The sequence below is a fragment of the Microcoleus sp. B3-A4 genome, assembly GCF_036705385.1.
In the GTDB taxonomy this organism is placed as follows: domain Bacteria; phylum Cyanobacteriota; class Cyanobacteriia; order Cyanobacteriales; family Microcoleaceae; genus Microcoleus.
The window spans coordinates 71,132-92,358 of record NZ_JAUBUI010000016.1 but is presented as its reverse complement, the minus strand read 5'-3'; the positions used below and the strand labels follow the sequence as shown (position 1 = coordinate 92,358).

The 21,227-nt window shown below is 46.6% G+C and carries 21 protein-coding genes; 7 read left to right on the top strand and 14 right to left on the bottom strand.

Going from position 1 to position 21,227, the window contains the following annotated elements; genetic code table 11:
* Positions 1 to 177 precede the first annotated feature (177 nt).
* Positions 178 to 540 carry a caspase family protein gene (locus QUB33_RS10010; protein WP_333349935.1) on the top strand — a complete coding sequence of 121 codons (363 nt, stop codon included), beginning with the start codon at positions 178 to 180 and terminating at the stop codon, positions 538 to 540.
* A 3-nt stretch (positions 541 to 543) separates the two neighbouring features.
* Here QUB33_RS10010 and QUB33_RS10005 read toward each other — a convergent pair whose 3' ends face one another.
* Positions 544 to 1,026, bottom strand: coding sequence for a hypothetical protein (locus tag QUB33_RS10005; RefSeq protein WP_333349925.1), 483 nt, complete (start codon positions 1,024 to 1,026; stop codon positions 544 to 546).
* Positions 1,027 to 1,304: 278 nt separating this feature from the next.
* Complete coding sequence (locus tag QUB33_RS10000) at positions 1,305 to 1,904, bottom strand: glyoxalase-like domain protein (RefSeq protein WP_333349923.1); 600 nt, start codon at positions 1,902 to 1,904, stop codon at positions 1,305 to 1,307.
* A 120-nt stretch (positions 1,905 to 2,024) separates the two neighbouring features.
* Here QUB33_RS10000 and QUB33_RS09995 point away from each other — a divergent pair, with 120 nt between their 5' ends.
* Positions 2,025 to 2,429: a gamma-glutamylcyclotransferase gene (locus QUB33_RS09995; RefSeq protein ID WP_333349921.1), complete on the top strand. Its 405-nt coding sequence runs from the start codon at positions 2,025 to 2,027 to the stop codon at positions 2,427 to 2,429.
* Positions 2,430 to 2,449: 20 nt separating this feature from the next.
* On the opposite strand, the gene QUB33_RS09990 is transcribed toward QUB33_RS09995, so the two are convergent.
* Both QUB33_RS09990 and QUB33_RS09985 read right to left on the bottom strand, forming a co-directional pair.
* On the bottom strand, positions 2,450 to 3,169 hold the full coding sequence (locus QUB33_RS09990) for a response regulator transcription factor (protein ID WP_333349919.1): 720 nt from the start codon (positions 3,167 to 3,169) through the stop codon (positions 2,450 to 2,452).
* An 85-nt stretch (positions 3,170 to 3,254) separates the two neighbouring features.
* Complete coding sequence (locus QUB33_RS09985; protein ID WP_333349917.1) at positions 3,255 to 3,827, bottom strand: ATP-binding protein; 573 nt, start codon at positions 3,825 to 3,827, stop codon at positions 3,255 to 3,257.
* Between the two features lie 223 nt (positions 3,828 to 4,050).
* On the opposite strand from QUB33_RS09985, the gene QUB33_RS09980 reads away from it, so the two are divergent.
* Positions 4,051 to 6,579, top strand: coding sequence for an NACHT domain-containing NTPase (locus tag QUB33_RS09980; RefSeq protein WP_333349915.1), 2,529 nt, complete (start codon positions 4,051 to 4,053; stop codon positions 6,577 to 6,579).
* A 187-nt stretch (positions 6,580 to 6,766) separates the two neighbouring features.
* Here QUB33_RS09980 and QUB33_RS09975 read toward each other — a convergent pair whose 3' ends face one another.
* The 3 genes from QUB33_RS09975 to QUB33_RS09965 all read right to left on the bottom strand — a co-directional run bounded on the left by QUB33_RS09975 (position 6,767) and on the right by QUB33_RS09965 (position 8,768).
* Positions 6,767 to 7,354 carry a zf-HC2 domain-containing protein gene (locus tag QUB33_RS09975; RefSeq protein WP_333349913.1) on the bottom strand — a complete coding sequence of 196 codons (588 nt, stop codon included), beginning with the start codon at positions 7,352 to 7,354 and terminating at the stop codon, positions 6,767 to 6,769.
* Between the two features lie 140 nt (positions 7,355 to 7,494).
* Positions 7,495 to 8,154: a sigma-70 family RNA polymerase sigma factor gene (locus QUB33_RS09970; protein ID WP_333127308.1), complete on the bottom strand. Its 660-nt coding sequence runs from the start codon at positions 8,152 to 8,154 to the stop codon at positions 7,495 to 7,497.
* Positions 8,155 to 8,276: 122 nt separating this feature from the next.
* Positions 8,277 to 8,768: a molybdenum cofactor biosynthesis protein MoaE gene (locus QUB33_RS09965; protein ID WP_333349933.1), complete on the bottom strand. Its 492-nt coding sequence runs from the start codon at positions 8,766 to 8,768 to the stop codon at positions 8,277 to 8,279.
* A gap of 38 nt (positions 8,769 to 8,806) precedes the next feature.
* Between QUB33_RS09965 and QUB33_RS09960 the strand changes: the two genes are divergently transcribed.
* Both QUB33_RS09960 and QUB33_RS09955 read left to right on the top strand, forming a co-directional pair.
* Positions 8,807 to 8,968, top strand: coding sequence for a hypothetical protein (locus tag QUB33_RS09960; RefSeq protein ID WP_333349911.1), 162 nt, complete (start codon positions 8,807 to 8,809; stop codon positions 8,966 to 8,968).
* A 435-nt stretch (positions 8,969 to 9,403) separates the two neighbouring features.
* Positions 9,404 to 9,802: an SH3 domain-containing protein gene (locus tag QUB33_RS09955; RefSeq protein ID WP_333349909.1), complete on the top strand. Its 399-nt coding sequence runs from the start codon at positions 9,404 to 9,406 to the stop codon at positions 9,800 to 9,802.
* A 137-nt stretch (positions 9,803 to 9,939) separates the two neighbouring features.
* Here the strand turns inward: QUB33_RS09955 and QUB33_RS09950 are convergent, their stop codons facing one another.
* Entirely contained in the window at positions 9,940 to 10,920 is a 981-nt protein-coding gene (locus QUB33_RS09950) for an aspartate carbamoyltransferase catalytic subunit (RefSeq protein ID WP_333221254.1), read from the bottom strand.
* Between the two features lie 644 nt (positions 10,921 to 11,564).
* On the opposite strand from QUB33_RS09950, the gene QUB33_RS09945 reads away from it, so the two are divergent.
* Positions 11,565 to 11,783, top strand: a complete 219-nt coding sequence (locus QUB33_RS09945) for a DUF4327 family protein (RefSeq protein ID WP_006631282.1) — start codon at positions 11,565 to 11,567, stop codon at positions 11,781 to 11,783.
* A 159-nt stretch (positions 11,784 to 11,942) separates the two neighbouring features.
* Here the strand turns inward: QUB33_RS09945 and QUB33_RS09940 are convergent, their stop codons facing one another.
* A complete protein-coding gene (locus tag QUB33_RS09940) occupies positions 11,943 to 13,184 on the bottom strand; it encodes a protein kinase domain-containing protein (RefSeq protein WP_333349907.1) in 1,242 nt (413 codons plus the stop codon).
* Positions 13,185 to 13,563: 379 nt separating this feature from the next.
* Between QUB33_RS09940 and QUB33_RS09935 the strand changes: the two genes are divergently transcribed.
* On the top strand, positions 13,564 to 14,241 hold the full coding sequence (locus QUB33_RS09935; RefSeq protein WP_333349905.1) for a PEP-CTERM sorting domain-containing protein: 678 nt from the start codon (positions 13,564 to 13,566) through the stop codon (positions 14,239 to 14,241).
* Here the strand turns inward: QUB33_RS09935 and QUB33_RS09930 are convergent.
* The 5 genes from QUB33_RS09930 to QUB33_RS09910 all read right to left on the bottom strand — a co-directional run bounded on the left by QUB33_RS09930 (position 14,238) and on the right by QUB33_RS09910 (position 21,145).
* A complete protein-coding gene (locus QUB33_RS09930) occupies positions 14,238 to 16,541 on the bottom strand; it encodes a serine/threonine phosphatase (RefSeq protein WP_333349903.1) in 2,304 nt (767 codons plus the stop codon). The genes QUB33_RS09935 and QUB33_RS09930 overlap by 4 nt on opposite strands.
* Positions 16,542 to 16,890: 349 nt before the next feature.
* On the bottom strand, positions 16,891 to 19,446 hold the full coding sequence (locus tag QUB33_RS09925; protein WP_333349901.1) for a DHH family phosphoesterase: 2,556 nt from the start codon (positions 19,444 to 19,446) through the stop codon (positions 16,891 to 16,893).
* Positions 19,447 to 19,642: 196 nt separating this feature from the next.
* A complete protein-coding gene (locus tag QUB33_RS09920; RefSeq protein ID WP_333349899.1) occupies positions 19,643 to 20,458 on the bottom strand; it encodes a PD-(D/E)XK nuclease family protein in 816 nt (271 codons plus the stop codon).
* A 109-nt stretch (positions 20,459 to 20,567) separates the two neighbouring features.
* On the bottom strand, positions 20,568 to 20,876 hold the full coding sequence (locus QUB33_RS09915) for a type II toxin-antitoxin system RelE/ParE family toxin (protein WP_333349896.1): 309 nt from the start codon (positions 20,874 to 20,876) through the stop codon (positions 20,568 to 20,570).
* The gene (locus QUB33_RS09910; RefSeq protein ID WP_333349894.1) at positions 20,873 to 21,145 is read right to left on the bottom strand and encodes a type II toxin-antitoxin system ParD family antitoxin; all 273 of its coding nucleotides are present in this window, start codon (positions 21,143 to 21,145) and stop codon (positions 20,873 to 20,875) included. The genes QUB33_RS09915 and QUB33_RS09910 overlap by 4 nt, the downstream gene beginning before the upstream one ends.
* Positions 21,146 to 21,227 lie beyond the last annotated feature (82 nt).

Genomic DNA, 21,227 nt, shown 5'->3' with positions numbered 1-21,227 from the left:
AAATAATCCAAGAGTTGTCAAAAAACCTGTTTCAAAATTTAAATCCAAAAAAGTTAAACACAGAGGTACTGGAATAAAAATGAATCCTCCTGTTTTTAATATCTTAAAGCCTCCCAAGCCTTAAGTAAACCGTATTGCAGTATAAACCAGTAATTAACAAACAAGTAAGTTCCAGAGATCACAGGCTTTACTTCTAACTTAGCGTTCGCCATTGGAATTAATAAATATAAAAGTGGCATTGCCGAGTTGAAGACAGCCAAACCTGATGCTGAAGAACTGGCTGACCTACTAAGAGACGAGTATCAGTATCAGGTTGAGCTAATCACGGATAACACTGATCGCAAGCCCACGCTGAACGAGCTTGAGAACCTACTCACCAAATGGTTGCCAGAAAAACTCCAGTCACCCGCCGAAAACAATCGCCTCCTCTTGTACTTTGCCGGACACGAGATGCCCGTCGAAAGCGACCACGGATCGACTGGAAAGTTCAGAAAGTTGAGCGATCGCCTTACAGAGTTTTTATTACTAATCTTTGTATAAAGATCAGCTTGCAGGTTTTACTAAACTTTTCTCCCAAGTCTCGCAAATTCCCGTAGCGAGGTATTTGGAAACTTTTTTAATGATTAGAGTTGCAAGCAGAGTAGCAACAGCAGGAGCTAACCCAAGTCCACTGACTAAAACAGGAGCCAACATCCCAGCCGCTTTGGTATAGTTCTGATTTATTGTTTCATCTAAAATCTTCCGAGTCTCTGCATCGTCTCCTCCGAGGGGTTTGCACATCAGCTCGTAAGTTAAGGGGTTGACGCGATCGACAAGCTGCCGACCAGCATCTAAAAATCTTGGATCGATGGATGCTCTAGCCGCAACGTTCACATCAATAGATTCCAAGGAAGCTGGGTCTACCCCTCTTGCTCCACGTCCAGCAACATCATCCCCTATAGCTTGTACGCGAGAGCCTAGCTGAGCTTCCAATACATCATCATCCAGCTCCCACAAACTTTCCACAATGGCTTCAACTTCTGTCATTTCTACTTATCTCCAGGGTGTAGTTAACAAGAGTGTTACTGATTATTCTGGGGATATGAAACAAACTCCGGAAACCAATCAATGTAGTTTAACCAAAATATAGTGATATCTCAAAAATCTCAACTATTCTGATCATTTTTTGATTGAGCAATTATCTCTCTGGAGATGAGCCGTGTTCGCGACTAATATCATTCCGGCACAGCCGGAATGATATTACCCAAAAAAAGAAGTCGCGGGTAGCGCACGAGATCGTTTTACCTTGAATTAGAACGACCTACTTAATTACTAACCTCAGCCATTTCAATCACCCGGCCGTCATAATCCTTGACCAAAAAATTCAGCGGCTTTTCCCGGCGAATTTTATAACTAATGCCGCGAGTTTGTACCCTCATCAATAGCTGATCCAAACACTCGCGATCGAAACAAACATGACGTTCGCGATTTTTTTCCCCTACACCCGCGCCGCTAATGATATGCAACTGCGTATTTTTCATCAACTGATACCACAAACCCTCGGGACTCCCCATCGTTTGAGAGCTCGTTGCCCTCCCGACATTCGGCGACAAATACAGCGGATCGATGCCAGTGGTGCCCAAAGTTTGCTCGTAATTGTAGTAGTAGTGCAGCGGCACTTCTGCTACGGGCAGGTTTAGCATACCTTCATAGAATTCCCTCGCTTGCCCGAGATCCGATACCATCACCGTGTGTACCTTCGGAGCACTGGTGAGAAACATCCACATCGCCCCCGCATAGGCGGCCAGCAGCATTACCATAATCCCTTGAGTCGAAAACAAGCTGTCCAGGGGCAGGGACGGCAAAAAAGAGCTCAAGTACAAAGGCCGAAGTCCAAAAGCAATAAAACTAACTGCTAGAGTCATGAATTATAAGAAAGGGTAAACAACGAAATTTAGGAAGATTGCAGTCGCGATCGCCCGCGAGACTTAAACTATTAGCTTAGCCATCTATGTTAGCAAAAACTAGCGGTTAGGCCCTACCCGATGAAAGTCTTTGTCTACGGCACTCTCAAACCTGGGGAGTCCAACTACCTCCGCTACTGCGAAGGAAAAGTTGTGGATGCTTGCCCCGCGATCGCCCGCGGTCAACTTTTTGGGCTGCCGATCGGCTATCCTGCGATGATGGCAGGAGACGGCACAGTCTGCGGTTTTCTCCTCTGTTTCGCAAACTCGGCTATTTTGGACGATTTAGACCGACTTGAAGACTATCATCCGCTGCGGGAACCGACACAAAACGAATATCAGCGGCAGGAAATCGAAATCTTCGATCGACACCTCAAACCTTTAGGCACGGCTTGGGCTTACTTCATGTTACCCGATCGCGTTCGTTCCCTAGGAGGCATCTGGCTGCCCGACGGCAGGTGGGAAAATAAGTTTTTCACCAAATAAGGTGGTTAATGCCGATGAGCTTAGTAAATTGCCATTGTAGTGCGCGAGGGCGGCTCGAACCTGTAACCGTAACCCCGAATAGTTTTAATAAACTGCGACGCCGTAGCATCAACTTGAATCATTTTCTTGCGAATCTGACCGATATGCACGCTAACAACTTGCTTTTCTCCTGTGTCGTCGCAGTTCCACCCCCAGATTTTTTCGATTAGCTGTTGGCGACTCCAAGATTGATTGGAATGACTAGCCAAAAAATACAAAATATTAAATTCCAAGGCTGTTAACTTGATAATGCGATCGTTGAGTGTTGCTTCCCGACGCGCTGAATCGATCGCGAATCCATCGAATACAATACGTGATGGAGTCACAGGCCTCATCCGTCTCAACACAACTTCTATACGAATTGCCAACTCGGCCAAACCAAAGGGTTTGCAGATATAGTCATCAGCACCGGCGGACAGGACTTTAATTTTATCCGCTTCGTCTGTACGACTGCTTAGCATTACCACAAAAACATTAGTACGGCGCTGCATTTCCTGGCAGAGGTGATAGCCTGTAGTATCCGGCAAATTCCAATCAAGAATTACTAGCAGTGGCTTGAATTTTTCAAACAATTTTAAAGCCGTGTCGCCATCTGCTGCCGAATCTACTTGATATTTCTGATTTAAAAAGCGATGAACTAGATTGCGGATGGCTGCGTCATCATCCACAACGAGAATCTTGGGAGTAGTATCAGTAGTCATCACAAAAAAGTTTCTTTTTATTGTCAATTTAAAGCTGGCAATTACAGCACAGCTTTAGTGAAGCGTAAATCCCACATAGTTCCAACTAATACAGATTGTTTTGGGGCCATTCTTCTTTCAACTTCGCTTGAATGTCAAAAGGCTCTCCCCAATCCAAAATTTTTACTTCTAGGTGTTCGTTAAGTACCATTACTTCAAGCTCTATCGGAGTTTCTAATGGCAGATTTTTGTGAGCGTGCCGAACAGCATTCGTAAACCCTTCAATCACAGCAAGTTTACACTGATGCAAAACGACTGGGGGAATTGGTAGAGGATCTAACTGTTCAACCCACGATAAAACTTGAGCAACAGCCTTGATCTCAGTATTTACTTGAAGGCTAAATTTTTGAACTTGCTGGTTATAATAACTTGGCTCCGATTCGGGAACTCGTTGCTTTTTAAACCTGAAATTAAAGCTGGTTAAAACATCGATCGCCCGCTTAAAAAAACCATTTTTAATGCTGTGTTGGGATGGTACTAGACCAGGCTGATAATATTTTACAATGAACAGACAGTTTCGACCGTCAGAAGTGCGGGTATAACTTAGCTTATCGGCAATTTTGCCAATAATTTTTATACCTATCCCACCTGACGGAATTTCATCTATGTTATCTCTCATGGTGCTATCCTTTGTCATCATTTAATGTGTACTTTTTTACCTAAAAAAGAGAGTGGCATTCTAAACGATTAAGTTTGCATGATTTATGCCTGACTTTTCCCGTATGCCGTGCAGTTGTTGTCCAGATCATTTTCTCTTTTTTGCTCGGGTCTTGACAAACTCAGTTTGCGATCGCTAAACTGAGCGAAAACTGACATTGACAATGAGATAAGTAAATTATATAATGACCACCCTCAAAGCCTCTGAGGAGGGATTAGTAAAAATTAGGCAAGCTAGAAGAGAAAGGGGATGGACGATAGAAGACCCCAGATGGTTAGTAGAAGCTAGTAAAGCATTAGAACCCGATCGAACTTGGACAGAGGCCGGGCCTTACGCCGATGGCCTCTCGCTGCCCACTTGGAGGCGCTTTTTAGGAGGAAGAGAACCAATAAAAGCCAATGCCTTCAAGGCTTTCTGCACGATTTTGCAGTTGAATTGGGAAAAAATTGTCGATCGTCCTCCTTTAGCCTCCCCTTACCGAGGGGGGGTTGGGGGGGTTAGAGATTTTTGCCAACAGCCTATTGATTCGCTAGTGCAAGAGATCCGGCAAAAATGCCACAGCAAAATCCAACAGCTTTACAGCAAAATGCAACTGTTGGATATTGCACAGCCCGTTGATGTCAGCAACCTCTACGTTGAAGTCAACATTTTGGAGGAAATTACCAGTTGGCAGCCGGGAGAAATTCGCGATTTACTGAGAGACTTCAACCCAGATGCAGATAACTTTAACCGCTTGGGATTAGGCAAAGTGCATCAGAAACGAGTACCAGGATTGGATGCGGTGAAATCTCACTCTAAACTAATGGTACTCGGCAAACCGGGTTCCGGTAAAACTACTTTTTTGAAACACATCGCCATTCAGTGCGATCGCGCCAAATTTGAAGCCAACAAAATACCGATTTTTATCTCTCTAAAAACCTTGGCTGACATCGCTAATATTGACTTATTAGAATATATCAGCGACGAATTTGCCAGTTGCGGAGTTGAGGCGCGATCGCAAACTGAATTCGCACTCAGTCAAGGCAGAGGGCTGATTTTGCTGGACGGCTTAGATGAAGTGCCAGAATCAGATAGCGATGCAGTCGTCAGACAGATTCGTCAGTTTGTCCAAAAGTATTACAACAATCAGTTTATTATTACCTGTCGAATTGCCGCTTCTAAGTACAGATTTCACGACGAAGCTTTTACCTGTGTTGAGGTAGCCGATTTTAATAACAAGCAAATCTCTGCTTTTGCTCGCAATTGGTTTGTGGCTTTTTCCCATAATCTGGAGGTCGGGAAAGCTTTAGCATCTCAATTTGTAGAGAAGCTTAAACTGCAAAAAAATCAGCAAATCCGAGAACTGGCAGTAACGCCTATATTGTTGAATATGACTTGTTTAGTATTCCAAGCCAAAACAGACTTTCCATCCAACCGAGCCAAGTTGTATGAGGAAGGACTGGAAATTATGCTCAGAAAATGGGATGAAACCAGAGGTATTCAACGGGATGAAGTTTATCGCGATTTGAATTTGTCGCGCAAGAAACATTTACTTGCTTTTGTAGCAGCTACTACTTTTGATCGGGGCGATTACTTTTTTGAAAAAAACACTGTTCAGCAATTGATTGCCGACTATCTAGCTAATTTGCCCCATGTCACAATTGACCCCGTTAAGTTCGAGAGCGATAGTGAGGTTGTGCTGAAAGCGATCGAGGCACAACATGGATTATTAGTGGAGAGGGCCAGAGGAATTTATTCGTTTTCTCATCTAACATTTCAAGAGTATTTCACTGCCCGAGAAATTGTTAACAATTCCGCTTCACAAGCTTTGGAAAAACTGGTCAGCCACCTGACCGAGAAGCGTTGGCGAGAAGTCTTGTTCTTAGCAGTTGGGATGTGGCAAAAAGCTGATGGCTTGTTGCTGTTAATGAAACAGCAAGTTGATGGACTGGTCGCTGATGATGAGCAGTTGCAGCAGTTCCTAATGTGGGTAAGAAATAAATCTTTTTCCATTAAGGCTCCCTATAAAGCATCCGCTATCCGCGCTTTTTATCTGGGTCGAGAGGTAGAGCGCGTTAGTAACCCTTGTTCTAACTTGAATTTTGACTTAAATTTGATCCGTATTCTTGCTTATGCCATTGACCATACCTTTAAACCACCCCTTGAACTTTTTTTCTTGGACTTTACTTCTTATTATGACAATAAACGTGACTCTGCCTTGGCTACTGAACGCCACTCTGACTTGGCTACTGATATTGTTCTTGATGTTGCAATGTTTTATGCAATTGACCTTAATATTCCCTATACTTATGCTGCTGCATCAGGTCGCAATCTTCTCTCTATCCTCGCCTTTACTCTCAATTTAAATCTGGAACCAGAATTGAAGCAATCTCTGCAACAGCTCAGAGACCAACTATATGATTCAGCATATACAAACAGAATACAGGAGTGGTGGAGAAGCGAGCGGGAGTGGTGGAATGCTAAAGGTCAAGATTGGACTCAGCAATTAATAAATTTGATGATTAAGTATCGCAATATAGGTCACGATTGGCAGTTCAGCCAAGAGCAAAAGTCATTGCTGAGGAAGTATTACGATGCTAATAAATTGCTGGTAGATTGCCTCAATAGCGGTTGTAATGTATCTTCTGCTGTGCGGCAGGAAATTGAGGAGACTTTGCTGTTGCCGATCGCAAAGCTGCAAAAAACCGATGACAAGTGCGATCGCCTGCTCTAATTCCACTAGCTGCCTAGTCCGATATTAAGATGCGATCGCCCCACAATTTCTCATTCAAAGCCAGGAAAGTGTCAAAGGATATATCCACCTTGAAAAACTGGGAAAAACGGCAAAAAGCCCCCTTTTTTAGGGAGCTTAGCGACTTCCGTTATTGCTCAAAACAGAAATCCTACTGCGCCTTTGGCAATTACTTTTGAGGAGTTGCTACACGAACTTTGGGAATATCCATTATCGGTGCATTCACCCCAAGCATCAAATCGTTAGGATTAACAATCTCCACCAGAGGCTCGTTCAAAGCCATAATCAAACCGTCCGATTCACCCGGAACGGGCGATCGAGCAAACTGGGGAGCAAACAATTGGCGATCGCCACCGACACCAGAGACTAGCGCAATCAACAAAGCTGCGATCGCACCTCCACCCAAAATCCAAGTTTGTTTCGGCTTGCGTTCCACCCGCTGCAAAACCTTCGTCGCCAACTCTTGTGCAGATTGTTCCGCAGCAGGCACCGGCATTGCCTGAAAACTCTGCTGCATCATCAGCAGTCGCGAGTACAAACGTTTCGTAGTGGGGTCATTTGCCAGCCACTCCTCAACTTGCCGACGTTCTGTCGCCGTCACTTCACCGTCGAGGTAGGCACTCAGCAATTCAAAGCGATCGCGCATCATAGTAGTTACATTCCCCTGGGGATAATTGTTGTTAGCTTGAGTTTCAGCGAGTGAATCCCCGATACCTTGCTGATTCTGATTTTTATCCGATTCAAAGTTATAATTCATATTTCAAAATTGCTTTAATTGGAGAAAGGACGCACCCGCGCTTAGAATGATTTACTGCTTTTTTATATTTTAAAAAAGAAGTTTTGATGTGACAGCAAACATCACCAAATCTTCTTGCTCTGCCTCTAAAAGGACTATTGCTAATTACCATCAAGATATTTTTGCAATTCCAACTGCAATCTTTGGCGAGCTCTAGCAATTCTCGACTTGACAGTTCCCAGAGAAACTCCGGTCATTTCGGCTATTTCCTCATAGGCTAAACCTTCAATTTCTCTTAAAACAATTGTCGTGCGGAATACTTCCGGCAAATCGGCGATCGCCACCCGCAACTGGTCGTAAAATTCTCGAGTCGTCAAATCTTCATCAGGCCCCGGACTGTCTGCCGGAATTTCCCAATCCACCTCGCCATCTTCCAGAGTACGGGGTACGTCGAGGGACAGCGGAGTTCGCACCCGCTTGCGCTTCCGCAACTCATCGTAAAACAAATTAGTGGCGATGCGGCTCAGCCAGCCCCGAAATTTAACAGGCTCTTGCAAGCGGTTAATATTGCGGTACACTCGAATCCACACTTCCTGAGCCAAGTCTGCTCGGTCTTGCCAGTCAGGGGCCAAGTGATAAAGTACCCTGTCTACGTGGGACTGATACCGCTTCAACAGTTCTGAAAAGGCAGTGCTCTCAGGTCGATTTCCTTCCTGACAACGCAATACCAAGTCATAATTAGATAGTTTTTCGGCTGGCAATTGCACTCTTTGAACGGTCGCCACAACCGCAGACCAGGACACGGAAATAAAGTCGCTCATCGGTGGAATTGGCTCATCGAACATTCCACACTTTTTGACGCTAGCAGATCCCGATTGGTTCCCGCGCTCGGAAACTGCGATCGGCTTCAGTCATCAAACAGTCAATGACTGCTGACTGCTTACTAATGCCCGACAACCTCGCACGCTCCAATACTAACCCAACTGCTAGAACCGTCGGCCCAATGTTCCTTTTTCCAAATCGGTACATTGTGTTTGAGCGTATCTATCGCGTACTGGCAAGCTGCAAAGGCCTCCCCCCGGTGGGGACAGCCAACAGCCACCAGTACGCTGATTTCGCCCACCTGCAAGTGTCCGACGCGGTGGTGAATGGCGACCCGATTGACATCGGTCCACTGGCGGCGGATTTCCGTAGCGATTTGCTGGAATACTCGCACGGCCATAGGTTCGTAGGCTTGATATTCTAGGGAAACTACAGCTTGACCGTCAGTTTGGTTGCGGACTGTACCGCTCATCATTACCACGGCTCCGTTCGCAGGGTCATCTGCCAAAGCGTATATTTCCTCTACAGACAACGGCGCTAAGGTAATGGCGAAGCTGTCTGATTCATGGCGTTGAGGAATTGTGCCGATCGAAAGTGCAGCGCTAGAGTTCATTGCCAAAGAAGTGGTGGTGGTGGAGAAGTTAATCGATCTTGACACAAATCAAGTCGCGATCGATCTTGCATCCTTGTCCGGGAAACGGGGTGGCTAATGTTGAGACCCATCTTGTAGCACGGGCGAGGGCCCGACGCCATCACCCCGAACTTCTGCACGAGTGCGATCGGCTACAATATAACTCGCTCGAACCAAATTAAGAGCGTGATTGAAGACAAGCAGGATGCTTGTTCGAGCAAATTAACTGCCGATATTGCTGTAGCAACTCAATAAATAAGCACACGCAAATAAGTAGTGTCATTCGCAACTCAGTATAATAAATCTCAAACCCCAAGCGATTACTTTTTTCCCTTTTGAATGACACAGTTAACTTTAATTCGGCCCTCCTACTTATCCGGGTCGCCAAAATTTTGAGCAGCAGATGTAAACTTTATTTATTTTTTGTTCCGGAAAGCTACTTAGATGACATGATATACCTGTGCAGGGTTGAGGCAAATTGGCGGATACTACGCAAAAGCAAAACCGTAACGCCCTCATGTGCCTTATATGAAACATAAGTTAATAGTTTGGACTGTTAATGGAGGTTTCGACCTGAGTCTGCACCAATAAATGTTAAAAACAATTACGAGGAAACTATGGAAGCACTAGCATTGAGCCACTCTTTTGTTGCTTATGAATCTCCAGAGTCCGAACTCCAAGTCAAGTCCTTAGACGAGCTGGGCTTGAAAATTCCTAATTCTGCATGGATAGGTGTTGCAGGTATGGCAGTAGCTTTATCTGTTCTGAGTGTCGGTGGCGAAGCCCAGGCCGCTTGCTACTCCCGCTGCGGCAAGAAAAGCCATCACGGCCATCACAGCTACGCCAAAGTTGTCACGAATGGCAGCCGACTGAATATCCGCAACCGTCCCAATGGCTGTTCTCATGTAATCGGCAAGTTATATTATGGCGACCACGTCAAATTGACCGGTCGTTACAAAAACGGCTGGGCCCAACTCAAAGGCGGTGGCTGGGTGTCTGCGTCCTGGATCTCCTAACTCTTAACTAGAGCACTTTACATTTCTAGAAAGAGTTTTAATCGTTACCCGGCAATACTGGGTAACGATTATTCTAAACAGGCGATCGAGGCTGAAAATAATCGAATATCCGAAATTCATGACTAACAATTAACAGCCTAAACTTTACCGCCGCCGATCAGATAAAGTAATGCCATCCGCACCGCCACGCCGCTGGTAACTTGCTGAGAAATCAGGCTAAACTGGGCATCGTCCATCAAATCCGAACTAATTTCCACGCCACGGTTAACTGGGCCAGGGTGCAACACCTTCACATCCGGCTTGCAGAGTTTGAGCCGATCGCGCGTAATCCCGTACAAAGAATGGTACTCTCGTAAACTCGGCAGCAAATGGTCACTCATCCGTTCCTTTTGCAGCCGCAAAGTCATCACAAAATCAGCATCTGCCAAAGCAGGTTCAAGCTGCCAGTGCAAAAATAACTTGCCTTCCCTACCATCGCCACACTCAGCAAACAACAGCGGCAGCAGAGTCGGGGGCCCGGCTAAATGAACCTCTGCCCCAGAAGCCGTTAGACTCCAAATATTAGACCTAGCCACCCGCGAATGCAAGATATCCCCCACCACAGCAATTTTTTTACCCGCTAAAAGTTCCAGCCGCGGACGTTCGGTATCTAACAGAGTACAAATAGTAAATAAGTCTAGCAAACCTTGTGAGGGGTGTTCGTGCTGCCCGTCTCCTGCATTGAGAACGCTGACTCTCGAACCCAAGCGATCCATTTCCGAAGCAATTGTGCTGGGAACTCCAGCTTGTTCGTGCCGGATCACCATCAAATCCGTTCCCATCGCCAGATAAGTCTTAGCCGTATCCAGAATAGTCTCCCCCTTCGTCAGAGAAGAACTTCCCGGGGTAAAATTCAGCGTATCCGCTGACAGTCGCTTCGCCGCCAACTCAAAACTATTGCGAGTCCGGGTAGAAGGCTCAAAAAATAAATTCGCGACCACTTGACCCTGCAGGGCCGGCACTTTCTTCGTGCGGCGGCCGAGCACCTCCCGAAAACTGGCTGCAGTTTGCAGCACCGTATCGTATTCGTCCGAGGTAAAATCAGCCAGAGTGAGAATGTGTCGCCTTGTCCAAGTCATACAATTTTAGATTTGAGATTTGAGATTTATTGAATCAAGACGGACGATGGGTTTGGAACTTGCCTGCGGGTCCGCGTGGGACAGCCTAGAATGTTCGATCGACATTTAGGGGTGGCGATCAACAGTATCCAACAATTTTCGATCGCTTTTGCGGTGAGTAGAGTTATAATCAGTTTATGTAGCTCAGACCCCACTCTCACAGCGAACCCAGCGTCGAAGGTGAAACAGGTGTGGTTTACCCGCAGGAAAGCGGAAATTACGCTGTAGCAGCGAAAGAGCAGTAGTTGCAGTTTCTCCTACGCAAACTCAGCCTTGTCAAGAACAAGCCGAACGTAGCCCTTGCATCTGCCACTATGTGGAAACAACGATGTGGAAACAATCGAGGCGGCAAACCTCCCACTGTCGATGGACAGCATATAGCGGGACAATTTAAAGATGATTAATTCTTTGAAGTCGGTCTTGACTCTTCAGTCCTGCTTATAGGCCCTTGTCAAAACGAACAGTGTTAAGATACAAGTTGAATATGTAGCTTCCCGACAAAAATCTACACGTATCTTGGCGAGACTGTTCTTAGCGAAACTGCGGTAACAAGTGTGAGCTGGGAAGTTGTAATTACACAAGATTTAAACAATTCAAGAGGTATTATGAGCCAGCAGGTTATACAGCCGATGGTTAAGTTCCAGCGTCAGGTGCATTCTCTTGTCACGTCTGACATTATCAAGCCTACAGACAGCATTTGGAAAATTGCTCTGCTTTACGGCGACGAATGGCCGTACTGGAAACAGCAATTGCTAGAGTTTGATTTTTCTATGCAAGACCCCGTGAGCGAGTTGATAGCTGTAGAAGCTTGGGACGAGGAATAACAGAGGAGACGGAGGACTGGGGTGTCGGAGAGAAATTTCGAGGCGATCGGGTAAATTTTATTTCATAAATTTACCGTTGCTAGCTTCTTCCCTCTTCCCTTTTCCCTTTGCCTTCTTCCTAATGACTTTTGACTTGTGACTTTTGACTTGTGGCTTCTATTAAAGAGAAGCTGCTAAAGCTCGAGCTAATTGTTGAGCAGTTTGAAAGCGATCCCCAGGCTTAGCTGCCGTGGTTCGCAAAATGGTCTCTCGCAGCTTGGGGGCGATCGTCGGAATATTTTCGATCTTAAACCCGTAACCTCCAGCTATTTTCCCGTAAAAGTTTTGAGGGCTTTGGGCCGTCAGCAAAAAAATCAAAGTAGGCCCAATAGCATATAAATCCGACTGAGGCAGAGGCTGTCCCCGGTCTTGTTCTGGTGCGGTGTAGCCTTCAACGCCGATGCGAGTCCCTGGAGGAGTGCCGATTTCTTTAACGGCACCAAAATCCAGCACTGTAATGCAATTGTCGCGGTGCCGCACCAGCAAATTAGCAGGTTTAATATCCCGGTGGACGATCGGGGGTTTTTGAGAGTGAATGTAGTCCAAAACCTCACAGGTTTGGATCATCCACTCTATTGCTTGTTGGGGAGCAACAGGGCCGCGGTTGTAGATGCGTTTTTCTAAATCCTCGCCGTGGAGCATTTCCATCACCAAGTATTTTTTGCCCCCTTCCACAAAAAAGTCAAAAAACTGAGGAATTCCCGGATGGTGGAGGGCCTTGAGAGTTTTAGCTTCACGTTCAAACAGTTCTTGAGCTTTGACTATTTGAGCCATGTCAGCATTCATTTCCTTGAGGACTACCAGAGAAGCTGCGGGGGAACTTCCGGGTTGTTGAGCTTTCGCTTTATCTCGATCCCAGGCTAAAGTGGTTGTTCCCATACCCCCTTGGCCCAAAGTTCGCAGCACTTGGTAGTGGCGCACCGTGCGATCGACTTTAATCGGTTCGCCGCAGTGGATGCAGAATAAATTCCCCGGCGGGTTTCCCGCATGGGTACACCTCGGGGGGGCGAGATTGACGGTGGGGTTTGCCTCAATCTTGCCGCCGACTTCAATAGTAATAACTTGGAAATGCAGAATAGGGCCGCCCCGCGCCAACTGGATCAGGGCACCGTCGGATATCCAACCCTGAGACATGAGAATACCGTTTACCAAAGTGCCATTTGTCCCCGAATTGACTAAATACCACTGACTGGCTCTCCCGTTATTAACTCTTTGCAGTTCCAGATGCTGCCGCGACACTAGAGCATTAGGGATCACAACGTGATTGTCTGGAGAGCGGCCGATGCGAATAATGGATTCGCTCTCGAAACTCCACTGTTGCAGGGGGGTCTGTTTTTCTGGGTCTAAAAGAGTCAGCAGCATTTTTGATGGATGTGGTTAATCTGCTAATAACTAGCAGGAGTTGCCCCGCTTCTGGCTGGGCAATTCTTTTGCCCAGTGCCAACTGTAATAGCTGGCTATTGAACGAGGAACTAATAACTAGCTCTGTTGCAGCGTTTAACCGTAAATTTACTAGAAATCGATCTGTTGCATCGTTCGCGTCATAGGTATTATTACTAAGATTTTAGCCCTGAGCTTCATCAAATCTTGATTAAAGCACATTTTTTATTAAAAATTGCATAAAGATGCAATCGCTCTCTCATTTTTGTAAAATATTTTTCATATTATTGCTGATAAATAGAGCGAGCTTTTTACCCAAGCATATCTACTTAATCCTATCAAAATTAAGGACGGAATAACAATGACTAAAAACTTACAAAAAATGGCTGTTGCTGCTATTTTGGGATTGGGGGCGACCGCAGTCAAATCTGCAGAGGCTGCATCAGTGAAATTAACTTTTTTTCAGGACACTGAAACTCCTGTAGCTGTAGGCTCTTTTAGCTATGATGAATCGACTCCTTATGAAGCTATTTTTCCTTCAAGAAGTGTGGGAACACCTCCTTTAGAAATTAAGGCCAGCGATAAAAGGTTTGTAGTACAGAATTTTGCGGTAAATTTACTCGGGCTGTCGTGGAACTTGTCCCAGGCTACAGTTGGCGACAGGGGTACAAGGCTTTCACCTTTCTTGTGGGCACCGTTTGACCGATCGCAATTACAAGTTGTTACGGCAAGTTTTTCCCCTTTCGGTTCCGAAGAACCCAATCTGTGGGGAAATTGGGCATTTGGAAATATACGAACACCTCCAAATCTGGTCATATTTGGGAATAGCGACGGGCCAGGATCTAGAATGAGCTGGCTGCAAAATGGTTTTCAATCAAACGGAAGCTACCTCAACAGCGGATATGTAATAGCAGAGGAAGTCAAGCCTGGTTCTGAAAACTCAGAGGCTGTTCCTGAACCTGGAACAATGGCAGGTTTAACTCTGGCAGTCGCTGGCTTGGGCTACGCCAAGAAAAAGTTTGGAGCATCCAAATTCTAAAATCGAAATGCGCCTACCTGCGCCCGAATGATAATTGCCGTGATATTGTCGTGACCGTTGCGTTTGTTGCCCAGTTCAATCAACTCGGCAACTCCCTGGTCGAGATCGGCTTGGGGATTGAACAGAGGTTCGAGAGTGTTTTGCCAGTGAGTTTCCAACAAATCATTATCTGTCAAACCGTCGGACGCCAAAATCAACAAAGTATCTTCGCACAAGTCTAAAAACTGCACGTCGGGCTTGAGAAAATTACTGTCTCGCGGGCCGATGGCTTGAGTTAGTTGATAGGCGTCGGGACGGGCATAAGCAGTTTCCGGGTCAACCCCGCGCTTTATTTCGCGCTGCCCTACTTCGTGGTCTGAGGTGATTTTTTCTAGGGTTTGTCCCTTTCTCAGTCGGTAGAGGCGGCTGTCGCCGACGTGGGCAACGGCAAATTTGGTGTCTTGAACTAAGACTGCGACTAGAGTTGTACCCATGCGGGCACTGCCGGAGCGTCCGTCCTTTTGATTGATTTCAAAGATGGCTTTGTTGGCTAGCAGGACTCCCTCGCGGATGGTGTCGGCAGGAGGTAGTTGATTTTCCCAACGGGTTTGAAAAAATTCTCTGAGGGTTTCAGCGGCTAGTTGACTGGCTACTTCTCCCCTGTCGTGTCCGCCCATGCCGTCGCAGAGAATGTAAAGCCCTTTGGTTTGAAAGATGCGACCGAAGGAGCTTTCGAGTTTGTTGAGCTGAGTCCAGATGCTGAAGAAGTCTTCGTTGTGGTCGCGCGTGCGGCCAACATCGGTGAGACCTGCGTCTTCTAAGCTGTAAATCTGGACTGGCATGGGCTGGGTTAAGACCTCGCCAACGTCGGGGGGGGACTGGTCTGGGCTGCGGAAAGGCCCGCGCGTCGGGGTTGAGGTTGGTGAAGGTGCGGGTTGGAGTTCGAGGGGAACAGTTTCTAGGCGCGATCGCAATTCTTCGATTGTGTTAATCTCGCCTCTGTACATTTGTTGCAAGAGTTCGAGCAATGCGCCAAACTGAGTGCGATGATCGGACTGGCTAAATATCACCTGCCACAGTTGCCCCAAATCTACCAGTTGCAGGTTTGAGCCGGCGGGTTCGGGATAGAGGTATTGCAGTCGCAAAGAAGCCAAGGAAAAGGAAGAGTCGGGGTTGACTCGCAAATTTGTCAGTTCCAACAAGCTTTGCCGACAGCGCCAGGGTTCTAGGGCAGCCCACAGTTCTGTCATTTCGTGCAGCCAGTATAAAATTTGCTGGGTGGAAGTTTCGGGTTGACTCCAGCGTTCTACCAGCAGCGGCCATTGGGAGCAGTCTTCTAGCAGCAGGACTGCTTGTTCGTTGTCTGACCAGCTATCGTGAATGACTGGCAGGTTTTGAGAGAATTGCCACCGCAGTGCCAGATAAGGTTCAGCTATGCCTTGGCAAAGCTCTGCTAAGGCGGAATTGGTTGAATTTTCTCCGCCTTTGATTGCTGCGGTATAGGGGGATGTTCGTCTGGCGACGCTGGCAGAGTTGGCTGCTAGCATGGCTTTGAGGGGTGACATTTCCAGCGGCTGACAGTCCAATACTGTTACTGCTACTGTGTCTGAGCGTTTTCTCGGCGGCACGGTTTCTAGGAGTTGGTAGCGCTGCTGAGTGTCTAAATAAGCTCCGGCTGGCTGGGAAGGTATTAAATATTCTGAATTGGGGATGGGGACTTCTGGAGACGGAGGGGAGGTGTCAGCTATGTTTGGGCTGTCGGGGTTCTCGGTTGCTTCCTGGATTTGTTGAGGCTGGGGTGCGGTTGTAAAATTCTGCTCAGATGGGGTTATTTCGCGCTCTGGTGCTGTAGTAGAGCTTTTTTCGGTTGTTTGAAAGGATGCTGGTGCGATCGCCCCCACGCCTACCACAGGGTCAATTTCTGTGCTGCTGAATTCGCCGTCGCTTGGCTGTGGAGAAGTTGATGCGACTGCTATTGGGGGTTCGGCTGGGGTGGTTATTTCGGTTTTAATGGCGTCTGTGATTGGTTTAGGAGAGTTTTGGCGCGATGCGATTTCTGGAACCCTCTCTGGTTTTTGGGGAAACTCGGCTGGGGGTAGGGTGGACTCGTCTGCCTCGACTGCTGGAAAATTCGATCGACCGCAGATAATGGCCCGCCACACTTGACCTGTTGCGACGCCGCAATTCTGACATTCTTTGGCGCTAAAAGCGACTTGGGCACCGCATTCGTGGCAAGGTTTGTAAATTAGGGAATTTCCGCATTGTTGACAAAACTTGTTTGGATTGGGATTTTCAAATTGGCAGCGGGGACAGAGAAGCATAGGGGTTTTAAATTGGAGATGGGCGATCGAGTTTGGCGGTGGGGAGTTTTGGGTTTTGGCCTGTGAGTTAGGAGTTATGAGTTCTCGGCCTGACTCGCAACGGATAACTCCCATTGCCCTATGCCTTATTTTATCGGGATGAATTCAGAAGTAAGATATTTCTTAGAACTGAGATGTGGCATCCGTGTCAGGAATAAGCCTGTTAAGCCAGATCCACAACAACCTGTCTCGCTTCACAAGCCACAAAGCCCGCCCCACCAGCGCGAGCGAGGGCGGGCTCCACAAGAAAAGTTATCTCATGAGTGGAACTGTCATCCTGCCTGTGCTTACCAATGGTGCTAGATATCAGTTAGAAGGGATTTGCTGTAGAATCTTCTTGGAAAACGGTCTCTCGGGCGATCGACACAATGGTTGAGAGGGGTACTTCACAGAAATATTTCCGCCGGAATTGTTCTTCGGAGACTGCTGCTAGGAATTGCGCTGCAAAACGTGCGGCAATCGGGGAATTTGGCACTGAGAATTGAATGGATTGGCTATCTAATAAGGGTTTGGGGATTAGATCGGGCGCGTCTTGGTGCTGTGCGGTTTCGGGTTGTCTGGCGATGTGGAAAGCTCGATCGCGGTAATGGATTTGGAAACCGAGATATGTTAAGGTTTTGAACCCTAGTTGCAGCGATGTGTCGCTGATGCCGAGTTTTTGGCGGAGTTGCTGTCTGGTGACGGGTTTGTTGGTGCGGCTGAGGTATTTGGCGATGCCGATTAGCTGTTGGCAGATTTGCTGTGGGGGTACCAGGGGGGGTAATGTGTAGGCGATCGCGAGTTTTTTCTGAGTGTACTGTGCTTGCCGAAACCAGATCCGCAGTTCGTCCCAGCTTGCGGGGCATTCTTTGAGGACGATCGAGTTTTCGCGCTCGACCTTTTCGGAATTGTCAACTAGATTGTCGATCGGCATTTGAGATTCTAAGTTTGTGCTAGCGCCTAATAACTCTTCATCGTTATTTCTATTGCGCCAGTCTACAATCCAATCTATTGGAGTCTGAGAATTTATTTGGTTGTCTTCCGTGCGTTCTTGCACTGATACGAGGCGCACTTCATACCGCGATTTGTAAGTATTAAAATCGAGTTCAACGGTGACATCGCAGCGGCCTTGGGGAACTTCATTTTGATTGTGTCCCCACCAAATGCCGGGAAATCCCGTATCGCTAGATTCGTCCCTAATTGTAAATTCTGTTTTGATATATTCTACTTTTTGCCCTTTCAAATCCTTAATTTTTTGATTCCACAGATTCTCAAACCAGCAGTTTTCAATCAGCAATTTGGGTGCGGGGTTGCCCATACCGCACGGTTCGAGCAATTTTAATTCTTGAAATAAGTCTTTGCCTAATTCGGAGACAGTAATTTTTAAGTCGGCTTGAACGGGGGCTGCTGTTAAACTATCGGTGCTGTATTGTTGTCGCAGTTGCTGATTTACCGCATCTGTAAATAGGGGGATATTTTCAACTGGGAGACTCAATCCGGCGGCGAAAGGATGACCGCCAAATCTGTGCAATAAATGCGCTTGATCTTTGACTAATTGGTAAAGGTCGATTTGATTGGCGGAACGTGCGGAACCCCTGGCAATGTTGGATGGGGAAAGTGTTGGTGATTCTGAATCTAAGAAGGAGGTAAATTGCATTTCTGGAAAATTTTCATTAATTTTTTCGCTTCCTTCTGTGCTGAATAAAATCACGGGGCGACCGTATTCTTGGGCGATTTGTCCCGCTACTAATCCTAATACACCTACGGGCCATTGCGGGTCGCTGAGGACAATGACGCTAGTAGTTGAAAGGTCGAGTTTGGCTAGTTTGTTGGCCGCATCTTTGGCAACATCTTTTTGTAAAGATTTGCGCCGGGAGTTGGCAATTTCGGTTAAATTTGCTAGTTCTTCGCAGCGTTTTTTGTCGCGGCTGGTGAGAAGTTCTACGCAGAAGCTGGCATCGCCTTGAATGCGGCTGACGGCGTTGATTCGGGGGCCGAGGCCGAAGGAAATGTCGGTTGGGCGATCGCCCGATCTCTTGCACAGTTCGAGCAATTTTGCAACTCCCGGGCGGGTGGGGTTTGCGATTTGTTTTTGCAGTTGCTGGATGCCGATTTGTGCTAGGTAGCGGCTGTCTCCTGTGAGTTGGACTAAATCGGCAATTAAGCCGATCGCTACTAATTCTAATAAATCTGTGAGCGGGCGCTGCGGAATATCCGGTAATGTGTGATATAATGCTTCAACTAATTTGTAAGCTACTCCAACTCCTGAAAGGTTAAATAGTTGGTGGTTTGGGGGAAAGTAGCGGGGATTGATAATGGCTGTAGCTGGCGGGCGATCGTCCGGTAATGTATGATGGTCGGTGATAATTGTATCGATGTTTAAGCTGGTGGCATATTCGATTTCGGCGATGTTTGTACTGCCAGTATCGCAGGTAATAATTAAGCTAATTCCCGATTTGGCTAATGCGTCTATTCCCGAGGTATTGAGTCCATGAGATTCGGTTAAGCGATTGGGAATGTAATAAGTTAATTGGTCGTTTTGAGTAAAAAATTCTCCTAGTCCATCCCACAAAACGGAGGTTGAGGTAATGCCGTCGGCGTCGAAGTCTCCCCAAATTGCGACTTTTTCTGCGCTGTTTCGTGCTTGCTGGATTCTTTCTATCGCCCAGTTCATTTCTAGTCCGAATTCAAAGGGACTTGCTGGTTGGTAAAGTTTGGGATTTAAGAAACCGGGTATTTGTTCAGGGTTTTGAATTCCTCTATACCAGAGAAGTGTGGCGGCATAGTTTCCGGGGAGTTCTGGTGCGTGGTTTCTGACAGCTTGGATCAGCCAAGCTGGGGGTTGGGGTAAGAGTTGATTTGGCCAGTTTTGAGGGGTTTCTGCCATTAGATTTTAGATTTTAGATTTTAGATTTTAGATTGTGACCACCGATCTGGGGGCTTTTTTGTATGTTAAATAAAACTTACGCGAGTGGCATATATGGTAAGGTGCGTCAGGATCAAACCCTTAATTATCGAGTGATAATGCAACTCTGACGCACTCTACAAGTCGATCGCGCTTGTGACACTTTGCAGTAGTCCTGTTAAATATATATTTCGTCGATTATAGCAAGATTTGGTAGCCAATCTGTGGGAGTTTCTGCGAGAATATCTTGTGAGGGAGTTTTTGTGTCTTGTGTGCGGTTGCAGCGAGTGGCGAATTGACAGGAATCGCACAAATTGGAACTAATTTCTACTTGGGGCCAGAATTCGCCGCCTTCGGTATAGCGCTGTCGCCACTCGCTTAGCTGGTGCAATAGGTGGGTTAAATCTTGTTTTGTGCGATCGTGTTCTGTTTGGCTGTAATAAAATGTGAGTTTTTGCGGCGGTTCTTCTCCTTGCAATTGTACGAACCAGTATGTCATGGAAACTTGTTCGGGGGAATAGTCGCTGGTTTCTACTAAGACGTATAAATAGAGGCGAGTTTGCCAACTTTCGGCTATCCATTTTAATTTTTGAGGGCGGGGATAGGTTTTCCAGTCGAGAATTTGGGCGGCGTTGGGTTCTGCTATTAGCAAGTCATAGATAACGGTGAATAGGTAGTCTTGGAAAATTAGGGTGCGGGGGTGTTCGGCTTGGCGAAAAATGTTGTCGCTATTTTCTGAATCGGTGAAAAGTTCGGGTGCGGTGTTGATAAATGCTGCCACACAGCGTCCGAGTTCGGGGTCTTGTTGGATGATAAATTCAATGGGAAGTCCGAGTTCTCGCTGCTGCATTAATAGGTGAAAGTGGCTTCCCCATGTGAGTTTTTCTTTGTGTTCTGGGGAGGCGGTGGTGGCGAGTAGTTCGAGGTAGCTGTGTTGAAATTTGCGGGGGCATTCTTCGAGGATTTTGAGTTGGGTTTGCGAGAGTCGGAGCATTTTTGGGTGTGATGTTGTTGGTTTGTGGTAAGGTTTTGTGATACTTTTTATGAAAAATTCATAAGAGTTTCTGCCCCCAAACTATCTCTTGTTCTGAGATGAATTGAATTCAATCATCAACATCGGTGAACAGGGCTGATAAATCTCGATAACCACTGACAAATCGAAAGATATCTACATCCTGTCCGAGCGGCATATAGAGTATAAGATAGTTATCCATCGGAAGACTGCGTAGACCTTGTAAAATTTCGTCTCGTTGTCGTCCCAGGTTGGGAAACTGAGCAATTTTGGCAAATTTTGCGTCGATCTTGCTTAAAAAGCGATCGGCTATATCGAGTCCCGATTGACGAGCGATGTAGTCTACAATTTGCTCGATGTCTTGAATTGCGGGTTCGGTGAGGCGAAATTTAGGAGTCATGCTTCGGATGAACTGTAGCGCGATCGCAGGTTGGTGCGAATTTGTGCGATTGCGATTGCACCGTCTACGACTTCACCACGTTGGGATGCTTGCTGGCCAATCAATGCGTCTCGTTGAAGTTCTTGCAGTCGTCCTTGATAAATGTCTTCTTGTTGTTGTTCGAGGAGTTGAATGGCTGCGAGGATGACTTCGATCGCACTTTTGTATTTGCCAGTCGTGAGTTGACGCTGCACGAGGGCTTCGACTTCAGGTGACAAAACAATTTGCATGGCGCTTGAGAGGAGAAGTGTTGATTCTATTGTAGGCGATTCCCTACGGGATAGCTGCGCTCGTGCGTACTTCAGTTATATT